We start from the raw sequence: 10,771 nt of genomic DNA, 5'->3' as shown, positions 1-10,771 counted from the left end.
ACAGTTAGGGATTTTATGGGATTTACTCAACTTGCTATTTTAAGAAAAAAGATGTATCATATATTATCAAAATTTATTTTAAAAAATAGAAAGGATGTTTATGGATATTAAAGAAAAAATCTCTTCTGAAGCTAGAGAAATAATGATACAAGAGATATCCGAAGCTCAAGGAAATGAGGTTTTTTTTCGTGGAATTCCAGATGAAAATGGAATTGTAACAGAAGTTGAAGTTTTGGCCCGTGGAAATAGACACTCAACTCCAGCTGTACTTAAAGGAATGAGAAAAGGTGAGGTAATAATACACAATCATCCTTCAGGATATCTTTATCCTTCTGATGCAGATATAGAGATTGCATCAATTTATTCTAATAATCAGGATGGAGCTTCATACATAGTAAACAATGATTTGACAGACATATATATTATAGTAGAGCTTTTTAAGTTGGAAAATGTTAAAATAGATATAGAGCCTTATTTTACAAAAAATGGGATGCTTTCTCAAGTGTTCAGAGGATTTGAATATAGAGATGAACAGCTTGATATGGCAAAACATATTGAAAAAGGTTTAAATAGTGAGGCAACAGTAGTAGTTGAAGCAGGAACTGGTACTGGGAAGACACTAGCTTATCTTATTCCAGCAATTGAATGGTCTATAAAAAATAAGAAAAGAGTAATAATCTCAACAAATACAATAAACTTGCAGGAACAGCTTTTAAATAAGGATATTCCTGTAGCAAGAAGTGTTATTCAGGATCATTTTAACTATATTTTAGTTAAGGGAAGAGGGAACTATCTTTGCAATAGGAAGTACTTTAATGTTAAAATGGGAGATATAGCTCAGGCTGATGATTTCTCTGCTTCTCAAAGAGATCAGCTTAAAAATGTATTAGAGTGGGGAGAAGAGACTAAAACTGGAGACAGATCAGAACTTTATTTTGAAGTGGATAGAAATGTATGGGAGATGTTTTATAGTGAAAGCGATATGTGTGCTGGAAATAAATGTCCATACAAATCAGAATGTTTCTTCCTGAAATCAAGAGAGGAAAAGAAAAAGGCAGATATATTGATTACAAACCATCATATGTACTTTTCAGATCTCGCAATAAGAAAGCAGATAGGATTTAACAGTGAGTTCTCAATACTTCCAGAGTATGGATTAGTAGTATTTGATGAAGCACACAATGTTGAAAAAGTTGCAAGAGATTATTTTTCATATGAAGTATCAAGATATAGTTTTACTAAGATAATGAATCAGATCTATCCTGTAGAAACTAAGAAAAAAAATGCAAGTGCTTTGGAAATTGTTGTAAAGGATATTAAAACTAAGGAACTTGATAGTCGTGGGATATTAGGTAAATATATTGAAGATATAGAGGTTAAACATAAATCTTTATTTACAGTAGGACGTAGTTATTTTGATTACCTTATAAAAATGTTTTCTAAAGGTGAAATGGGAACATTTACTTTTAGAGCTAAAAAAGAGGAGATGGAAAATTCTCCTTTCATGAATGAGTTAAATCAATATAGAGATAATGTGGTAAATGAGTATAGAAATTATATGAAAGAGGTACGAAAATTCATATCTGAACTAAAAGATGCAGAGGATGAGCAGGGACATATAGATGATTTTTCCAGATATGTAGATAGATTAGACGTATTTTTTTCAAATTTTAACTTTATACATGAATTTGATGACGAAGAATTTATATATTGGATAGAGGTAAATAGTAAAAAAAGTAACTCTAAGTTAGTTGCTACTCCTTTAAAGGTAAATAAAGAACTTGAGGAAAATCTATTCATTAATTTAAAAAATCTGATATTTACATCTGCAACTATTGCTGTAGGTGAAGATTTTAAATATTTCAAAGAGTCAGTAGGATTGCCAAATGACACCTTGGATAAGGTAATACACTCTCCTTTTGATTATGATAATCAGATGACTCTATACATACCTAAAGATATGCCAAATCCAACAGATAGAAATTTTATGGATGAGGTAGCAGAATTTTTAAAGGCACAATTAGTAGCCACTAAAGGAAAAAGCTTTGTTCTTTTTACCTCTTATCAGGCACTGAATTATGTCTATTATACAGTTAGAGATGAATTAAAGAAAAATGGAATAGATATATTTGTACAGGGAATGGCTCCTAGAAGCCATATTGTTAATATGTTTATCAATGGAAAAAACCCTGTATTATTTGGAACAGATTCATTCTGGGAAGGTGTTGATATAAAAGGTCAGCAGTTAAGTAATGTAATAATAGTAAAACTTCCTTTTAAAGTTCCTAGTGACCCAGTGACAGAAGCTATAATAGAGCATATAGAAGCACAGGGTAAAAATCCATTTATGGAGTATCAGATTCCAGAAGCAGTTATAAAGTTCAAGCAGGGAATTGGAAGATTGGTTAGAAGTAAAACAGATGTGGGAACAGTTACAGTACTTGATAATAGAGTTGTAACTAAGAGATATGGAAAAGTGTTTCTAGAATCAGTACCTACTAAAAATGTTAAAGTTCTTACTAAGTCTGAGATCTTAAGAGATATTATTAAAGGTTAAGGGTGATATAGGATGAAGAACATCAATCTCTTTGGACTGAAGGTGATGTTTGAAGTTAAAAGAAACAGAAATAGTGATGAGAACATCTATTCAACAGATTATTCATTGAGAGAAAAAATAATATATCTTATCGCAGTTATGTTTATAGTGGCATTTTCTTCTAAATTATTTATAATTTCAAGTAATAATAACTATAAAATTGGAGATATTGTTAAAAGTGATATATATGCTCCAAGTACAGTTATTTTTAAGGATTATAGTGCCAAAGAAAAGGTTATAGAGGATATGATTCAGAAATCTGGAAAAGAGTATATATTCTCAGCAGATGCTGAAAAAATATACCTTGGATATTTTGATGAATTTTTCCAAAGTATTTTAAATATAAAAAATCATGTTACAGAGACAGTTGACTATACTTCAATAGAGAGAAATACAAATAAGAAGATCTCGCCAATGATGGTGCAGGAACTTCTATCTCTTAAAACTTCAGAAGTTGAAAAAGTAAGAAATAAAACCAGAGATTTCCTGGAAAAAGCCTATGATGCAGGAATAGTTCAGGAGAAAAATACAGTATTTTATAAAGAGCCATATAACAAGCTTTTTATGAAATTAAGTTCATTAGAGCAATCTATAGTAGATACATTTACCTCTCCTAACTACATATATGATGAGGCTAAAACTAAAAGGAATATAAAGGAAAAGGTTTCACAGATTAAGGATCAGTACTTTGAAATTAAAGCTGGAACTTTAATAGGTAAGACAGGAGAGGTTATAAATGAGAGAAGAATGAGAATTCTTGAAGCTTGTGGAGTTTACTCTTATAAAAAAAGCATTGCAATTTTTATAGGGAACTTTTTGTATCTTGGTATAATCTCAACACTTTTTTATGCAATATTTTTTAATAACTATCAAAGAGAGATACTAAATAAAAATCTTTATAGAGCGTCATTTTTAATTGTGACAGGAATACTTGTAGCTGTAAGGGTATTCAGTATTGATATTAGGTATCTGATACCTGTAGATATGGCATTTTTCCTACTGGTACTTCTTGTGAACAAAAATTACGCAGTATCACTTTATTCATTTATATTGCTGTTTTTACTTCCAGTATTAAATTATGATTTGAAATTTTTAGGTATTTCATTTATAGCTCTTGCATTTGCAGCACATCTGACAGGAAGGGTAAATACAAGATCTGGAATAATTGCAGCAGGAGTACAGCTATCTATACTTAAGGTAGTAATGTATCTTCTTCTATCTTTCTTTGGTGATACAGAGAATTTCAGTGTTGCTATCAATGCTGGATTTATATTGTTGGCAGGTCTTTTATCAGGAATGCTTACTATTGCATTTTTGCCATATTTTGAAAAGACATTTAATATACTTACAATATTTAGACTTTTAGAGCTTGGAGACCTTTCTCATCCATTGCTTAAGAAAATATCAATTGAAGCTCCAGGTACATTCCAGCACTCTATGATGGTAGCTACACTTTCTGAAAATGCAGCTGCATCAATAGGAGCAAATGCTGTATTTTGTAGAGTTGCTTCATATTATCATGACCTTGGAAAGACTAAGCGTCCTAAATTTTATGTAGAAAACCAGGAAAATGGTGTAAATCCACATAATAAGATTTCACCTTTTATGAGTACACTAATTATAACTTCTCATACTAAGGATGGTGCAGAACTTGCAAAAGAGTATCAGATTCCAAAAGAGATAAGAGATATTATGTATGAGCACCAGGGAACTACATTTTTAGCATATTTCTTCAATGAAGCTAAAAAATTGGATCCAACAGTTGAAAAAGATGAATTTAGATACAGTGGTCCTAAGCCAAAAACAAAGGAGTCAGCAATAATAATGCTTGCAGACTCAATTGAAGCAGCAATAAGATCTTTAGATGAAAAAACTCCAATGAATATGGAGAGTATGATAAGAAAGATAATTTCTGGAAAAATTGAAGATAACCAGCTTTCAGAAGCAAATCTTACTTTCCAGGAAATTGAAGTTATTATAAAAACATTTGTTAAAACATTGGTAAGTATTCACCATGTGAGAATAAAATATCCAGGACAGGAAAAATTAATTAATAAAAAATAAGGAGAAAAAAATGGAAATAATTTTAGATATGTCATTAGAAATAGAAGGATACGATGATTTTGTCAATGAAGAGGAGACAAAGGAGTACATTGAAAAAGTATTAACTAAAGAGTATGAGAGCGATTCACCAGTATATCTTTCTATTCTTTTAACAGGAAATGATGAGATACAGGTTATAAATAGAGAGTATAGAGATAAGGATCAGCCAACAGATGTAATCTCTTTTGCTTATCATGAAACTGGAGATTTTGATATTGGACCTTATGACACTCTAGGAGATATAGTTATATCATTAGAGAGAGTATTTGAGCAGGCTAAAGAGTATAATCATTCTCCAAAGAGAGAATTTTTCTATGTTTTAACACATGGACTTTTACATCTTCTTGGGTATGATCATATAGAAGAGGAAGATAAAGTAGTAATGCGTGCAAAAGAGGAAGAGATTTTAAAAAGCTTCGGTTATACTAGAGAGATGTGATTATATGGACAATAAAAATGAGAAGAGAAATAGATGGAAACACCTTGGAGTAACAGAAAAATTCAATGTTGCTTTTGAAGGGATTTTTGAGACTATAAGAACAGAAAATCATATGAAGTTTCATTGTTTTTGTACAATTATAGTCTGTATTCTATCTCTTTTTATGGACATTGGAAAGTATGAAGCATTGGCAGTTATTATAAGTATTACTTTGACATGGGTTGCAGAACTTTTTAATACAGCAATAGAAGCTTGTGTAGATATGATAACCTGTGAATACCATCCCCTTGCTAAAAAAGCTAAGGATATTGCAGCAGGAGCAGTTCTTGTAACTGCTATAAATGCGTTATTTGTTGCATATATCGTATTTGAGAGAAAAATAGTTATAAACCTTAAAGAGGTATTTTTATTACTTAAAAATTCTTATCAACATACAGTATTTACGATTTTTATGTTAGTTATAATAATTGTAATATGCATTAAAAGTGTAGTAAAGAAAGGAACTCCTTTGAGAGGTGGCTTTCCAAGTGGACATAGTGCACTTGCAGCTTCTATAACTACACTTATAACCTCTTTAACAAATAACCCTAAAGTTTTTGTTCTTACTGTTATATTAGCTATTTTAGTAGTTCATTCAAGAATTGAGGGGAAGATACATACATTTTTTGAAACACTAGTTGGATGTTTTTTAGGTTGGGCAATAACTTATCTGATTTTGATATTGGTTCATATGTAGGAGTATATTATGGTTAGTAAAAAAGAGTATATTCTTTTAAGTATTCTCTCATATTGCAATTTTGGAGAAAAGGAATGTGGAAGAAACATTTTAGAGATCTTCAAAGATGCAAAGTGTCAGTCTATTATTGTTGGAACATTTGATATTCTTCTTTTTAAAAATAGAAATTTTTTTTTAAAATATTTTGAGAAAGAGTTAGAGGAATGGCAAGTATTCTACGTTGACAATAGAACAGCTGTATCAAACACTGGAGATGTTTCAGGTTTTTATTCAGTTGTATTTACTAAAGATGATAAATATGTAATAGCATACAGGGGAAGTGAGAAATTTCCTTTAGAAGATGCATATAAGGACTTTATAGAGACAGATTTAGCCATAGGTATGGGGAAGATTCCTCTTCAATTTTATGAAGGGATAGAGGTCTTTGCAACTCTTATGGATAGATTTGCAATAAAAAAAGAGGATATAACTCTTACAGGGCACTCTTTAGGTGGAGGAATAGCTCAATATGTAGCTATAACTCTTGATAAGAGGATAAATTATATTCCAGAAGTTTACACATGGAATGGTGTAGGAATCAATAGAGAAGGAATAATAACAGTTCTTGAATTTATAGATTTAAAAGAGATTTTAAGAGGACATACAGACTTATCTGAGGAAGAAATATCTTATTTTGATGATTTCAACGATTCATATCTAAAATTTCTTGCAAAAGAACTAAAAAGAATAGGTGCTATTAAAGATGATACAGAGGTTTTAGTTACCAGAGATAATAAGATAGATTTTGATATTGATGAGGAGTTTATGAAAAGACTTCTTAAAAATACCAATGTTGAAGCATGTTTAATGAAGTTTCCTTTAGATAGACGTCGTGACTTAGTTATTAATCAGAATTTTTTTGGTGTGATATTTCACTTAGATAATTTTGTAAAACTTCTTTTAAAAGCACAAAAATATATAGATAGATTAAAGAATAACAATGTATATGAAGATAGAGTATTTAATTTTGGACATTCAGAGGATCTGACTAACTCTCTTTTTAGACATGTTGGAACCTCATATCTTATGGATCAGGGTTTTGAAATGAAAAAACCAGAAAAAAACTCATTTTTTAATAACTTTAGACTTTTTACTAAATCTATTCAGGATTTACACTTTGAAGATGTGTTTTTAGCTTTTATTTCAGATAAACCTGAGGATAATGGAAAGATGAAAAAAGACCTAAATCTTGATTTTATAGCAAGTTCAATAAGAAAATTAATTACAAATGAGTACTGCTTAGAAAATAGGCTATTAGCAAGTTATTATTCTATGGATAAGATAGATAACAGTAATTTTGAGCTCATAAGAGGTGACATTATATCAGGTCTTACAAAAGTTGGAATAGATTTTTTGTATAAGAAAAAGATGATAGAGCAGATAGATGAGATGGATATTGATGAATTTACAATTTTATGGGAGAAAATAAAAGAAAAATTATCCAGTCCATATAGAAAAGTTGATATTTTTGACGTCTTTATTTTTAATTAAAATTTAAAAAAAACATAAAAAATTGTCCCTATTTGAGTAAATTTTAATCTCATTATCAGGGACTTTTTTTTATTACTCTTTGATAACAAAATATGTTACAAAGTATCTAATTTTATTGAGTTGATTTCTATTTTACAAGATAGTTTTTTTTATGTTGAATTATTTTGTCTTGATTGATATCTGCTTAATAGTTTAAAAATTATACACATTATAGAAAAAAAACACGCATAATATATTTTTTGTATTTATCCTATTGCAATTAAAATGACATTGTGCTAATATCTATGTATGAAGTAAATTTAAACATTAGATCGATGAGATCTAATAATCCAAATTAAATTTGAATGGAGGATAGGTTATGGCAAAAAAAGTAGTTTTAGCAGGTGCATGTCGTACAGCAATAGGATCAATGGGAGGAGTACTTAGTACAGTTCCAGCAACTGAATTAGGTTCTATCGTTGTTAAAGAAGCTTTAAAGAGAGCAGGAGTTCCAGCTGAGAAAGTTGATCAAGTTCTATTTGGGTGTGTTATCCAAGCAGGATTAGGACAAAACGTTGCTCGTCAAGTTTCATTAAAAGCTGGTTTAAAAATTGAAACTCCAGCAGTTACTATAAATGTGGTTTGTGGATCAGGTTTACATACAGTAAACTTAGCTGCTGCAATGATTCAAGCAGGAGAAGCTGACATAGTAGTAGCAGGAGGAACTGAAAACATGTCTTTAGCTCCATATTTAGTAAATAAAGGACGTTATGGATATCGTTTAGGAAATGGTGTATTAGTTGACGCAATGGTTAACGATGCATTATGGGATGCTTTCAACAACTATCACATGGGAATGACAGCAGAAAACATTTGTGACCAATGGGGAATTACTAGAGAACAACTAGATGAATTCGCTGCTGCAAGCCAACAAAAAGCTGTAAAAGCTCAAGAAGAAGGAAGATTTAAAGATGAAATCGTTCCAGTAGTAATCAAAGGAAGAAAAGGTGAAACTATCGTTGATACAGACGAAGGACCTAGACCTGGTACTACAGCTGAAGGAATCGCTAAATTAAAACCAGCATTCAAAAAAGATGGTGGAAGAGTTACAGCTGCAAATGCTTCTAGTATAAACGATGGAGCTGCTGCAATAGTTGTAATGTCAGAAGAAAAAGCAAAAGAATTAGGTGTAAAACCTATGGCAACTTGGGTAGCTGGAGCTCTTGGTGGAGTAGATCCTTCTATCATGGGATATGGACCAGTTGCATCAACTAAAAAAGTATTAGCAAAAACAGGAATGAACATAAACGACTTCGACTTAATTGAAGCTAACGAAGCATTCGCAGCTCAATCAATCGCAGTAGGAAGAGACTTAGGATTTGACTTAAGCAAACTTAACGTAAACGGAGGAGCAATTGCTCTTGGACACCCAGTTGGAGCTTCAGGATGTCGTATCCTTGTAACTCTATTACATGAAATGGCTAAACGTAAATCAAAAACTGGTTTAGCTACTCTATGTATAGGTGGAGGAATGGGATGCTCTACTATCGTTAAGATGGAAGACTAGTTTCATTTAAATAAAATATCAGATTATTAATATTGGAGGTTAGGAGTACGTAAGTGCTCTTAACCTTAATACTATTAGACAATAAGGGAGGAGCAAATAATGGAGTTTATCAACTACGAACAAGAAGGATTTGTAGGAATTATAACTATAAATCGTCCAAAAGCTTTAAATGCTCTAAATAGTTCAGTTTTAAAAGAATTAGATGCTACATTAGATGCAATTGATTTAGAAAAAACTAGAGCACTTGTTTTAACTGGTGCAGGGTCAAAATCATTTGTAGCTGGAGCTGACATTGGAGAAATGAGTACTTTAACAAAAGCTGAAGGTGAAGCTTTTGGTAAAATAGGAAATGACGTTTTCAGAAAAATCGAAACATTCCCTATTCCAGTAATAGCAGCTGTAAATGGATTTGCTTTAGGTGGAGGATGCGAAATCGCTATGAGTTGTGATATCAGAATTTGTGCTGACACAGCTTTATTCGGACAACCTGAAGTAGGATTAGGAATAACTCCAGGATTTGGAGGAACTCAAAGATTAGCTCGTTTAGTTCCAGTTGGAAAAGCTAAAGAAATGATCTATGCTGCAGCTAACATAAAAGCTGATGAAGCTTATAGAATTGGACTTGTAAATGCAGTATATCCACTTGAAGAGCTATTACCAGCAGCTAAAAAATTAGCAGCTAAAATAGCTAGAAATGCTCCAATAGCAGTTCGTGCTTGTAAAGAAGCAATCAACAAAGGATTGGATGAAAAAATGGACGACGCTATTGTTGTTGAAGAAAAACTATTTGGAAGTTGTTTCCAAACTGAAGACCAAGTAGAAGGAATGAAAGCTTTCTTAGAAAAAAGAAAAGTTGAAGGATTCAAAAATAAATAAGAAAATAAGACAACACATTAATGTGTAAGTTTTAAATATAACTATATATTTGGGAGGTTTAATGATGAAAATAGGAATTATCGGTGCAGGAACTATGGGTTCTGGAATAGCACAAGCATTTGCACAAACTGAAGGATACAGCGTTTGCCTTTGCGATATAAACAACGAATTTGCAGCAAACGGAAAAGCTAAAATAGCTAAAGGATTAGGAAGAATGGTTACAAAAGGAAAAATGGACCAAGCTACTGTTGATGCTATATTAGCTAAAATCACAACTGGAACAAAAGAAATTTGTAAAGATTGTGACTTAATAATAGAAGCAGCTATTGAAAACATGGAAATCAAAAAACAAACATTCAAAGAATTACAAGCTATTTGTAAACCTGAAGCAATGTTTGCTACAAACACTTCATCTCTTTCAATAACTGAAATTGGTGCAGGACTAGACAGACCAGTTATCGGAATGCACTTCTTCAACCCAGCTCCAGTAATGAAACTTGTAGAAGTTATCGCAGGATTAAATACACCAGCTGAAATGGTTGAAAAAATAAAAGAAATTTCTGAAAGCATTGGTAAAGTACCAGTTCAAGTTGAAGAAGCTGCTGGATTCGTAGTAAATAGAGTATTAATCCCTATGATCAACGAAGCAGTAGGAATCCTAGCTGACGGTGTTGCATCAGCAGAAGGAATCGACAACGCAATGAAACTTGGAGCTAACCACCCAATGGGACCATTAGCTTTAGGAGACTTAATTGGACTAGATGTATGTCTAGCTATCATGGAAGTTCTTTACTCAGAAATGGGAGACACTAAATACAGACCTCATCCATTATTAAGAAAAATGGTAAGAGGAGGAAAATTAGGAAGAAAATCAGGAGAAGGATTCTTTAACTATAAAAAATAGTTATTCCTAATAACTTTCAGGGACCAGTTTTTACTGGTCCT

The 10,771-nt window shown here is 31.6% G+C and carries 8 protein-coding genes; all 8 read left to right on the top strand.

The genetic code is table 11. The features are described from left to right. The first annotated feature begins 100 nt into the window (after window positions 1-100). Complete coding sequence (locus IX290_RS10385; RefSeq protein WP_211493118.1) at window positions 101-2,557, top strand: helicase C-terminal domain-containing protein; 2,457 nt, start codon at window positions 101-103, stop codon at window positions 2,555-2,557. A gap of 12 nt (window positions 2,558-2,569) precedes the next feature. Beyond that, entirely contained in the window at window positions 2,570-4,660 is a 2,091-nt protein-coding gene (locus tag IX290_RS10380) for an HDIG domain-containing metalloprotein (protein ID WP_211493117.1), read from the top strand. A gap of 10 nt (window positions 4,661-4,670) precedes the next feature. After that, the gene (gene ybeY, locus IX290_RS10375) at window positions 4,671-5,138 is read left to right on the top strand and encodes an rRNA maturation RNase YbeY (RefSeq protein ID WP_211493116.1); all 468 of its coding nucleotides are present in this window, start codon (window positions 4,671-4,673) and stop codon (window positions 5,136-5,138) included. Window positions 5,139-5,142: 4 nt separating this feature from the next. Then, a complete protein-coding gene (locus tag IX290_RS10370; RefSeq protein ID WP_211493115.1) occupies window positions 5,143-5,874 on the top strand; it encodes a diacylglycerol kinase in 732 nt (243 codons plus the stop codon). Window positions 5,875-5,883: 9 nt separating this feature from the next. Further along, window positions 5,884-7,404 carry a DUF2974 domain-containing protein gene (locus IX290_RS10365; RefSeq protein WP_211493114.1) on the top strand — a complete coding sequence of 507 codons (1,521 nt, stop codon included), beginning with the start codon at window positions 5,884-5,886 and terminating at the stop codon, window positions 7,402-7,404. 358 nt (window positions 7,405-7,762) lie between these two features. Then, complete coding sequence (locus IX290_RS10360; protein WP_211493113.1) at window positions 7,763-8,950, top strand: acetyl-CoA C-acetyltransferase; 1,188 nt, start codon at window positions 7,763-7,765, stop codon at window positions 8,948-8,950. A 99-nt stretch (window positions 8,951-9,049) separates the two neighbouring features. Continuing rightward, window positions 9,050-9,826 carry an enoyl-CoA hydratase-related protein gene (locus tag IX290_RS10355; protein WP_211493112.1) on the top strand — a complete coding sequence of 259 codons (777 nt, stop codon included), beginning with the start codon at window positions 9,050-9,052 and terminating at the stop codon, window positions 9,824-9,826. A gap of 64 nt (window positions 9,827-9,890) precedes the next feature. Beyond that, window positions 9,891-10,730, top strand: a complete 840-nt coding sequence (locus IX290_RS10350) for a 3-hydroxybutyryl-CoA dehydrogenase (RefSeq protein ID WP_211493119.1) — start codon at window positions 9,891-9,893, stop codon at window positions 10,728-10,730. The last annotated feature ends 41 nt before the right edge of the window (window positions 10,731-10,771 follow it).

Source organism: Fusobacterium sp. DD2, assembly GCF_018205345.1.
Taxonomy (GTDB): domain Bacteria; phylum Fusobacteriota; class Fusobacteriia; order Fusobacteriales; family Fusobacteriaceae; genus Fusobacterium_A.
Note: the sequence above shows the minus strand (reverse complement) of the source record. Positions and strands in the feature narration are given on the sequence as shown.

Excerpts from the sequence above, each read along its gene's own strand:
- IX290_RS10385 (WP_211493118.1), top strand. The coding sequence starts at position 101 with ATGGATATTAAAGAAAAAATCTCTTCTGAAGCTAGAGAAATAATGATA.
- IX290_RS10380 (WP_211493117.1), top strand. The coding sequence starts at position 2,570 with ATGAAGAACATCAATCTCTTTGGACTGAAGGTGATGTTTGAAGTTAAA.
- ybeY (WP_211493116.1), top strand. The coding sequence starts at position 4,671 with ATGGAAATAATTTTAGATATGTCATTAGAAATAGAAGGATACGATGAT.
- IX290_RS10370 (WP_211493115.1), top strand. The coding sequence starts at position 5,143 with ATGGACAATAAAAATGAGAAGAGAAATAGATGGAAACACCTTGGAGTA.
- IX290_RS10365 (WP_211493114.1), top strand. The coding sequence starts at position 5,884 with ATGGTTAGTAAAAAAGAGTATATTCTTTTAAGTATTCTCTCATATTGC.
- IX290_RS10360 (WP_211493113.1), top strand. The coding sequence starts at position 7,763 with ATGGCAAAAAAAGTAGTTTTAGCAGGTGCATGTCGTACAGCAATAGGA.
- IX290_RS10355 (WP_211493112.1), top strand. The coding sequence starts at position 9,050 with ATGGAGTTTATCAACTACGAACAAGAAGGATTTGTAGGAATTATAACT.
- IX290_RS10350 (WP_211493119.1), top strand. The coding sequence starts at position 9,891 with ATGAAAATAGGAATTATCGGTGCAGGAACTATGGGTTCTGGAATAGCA.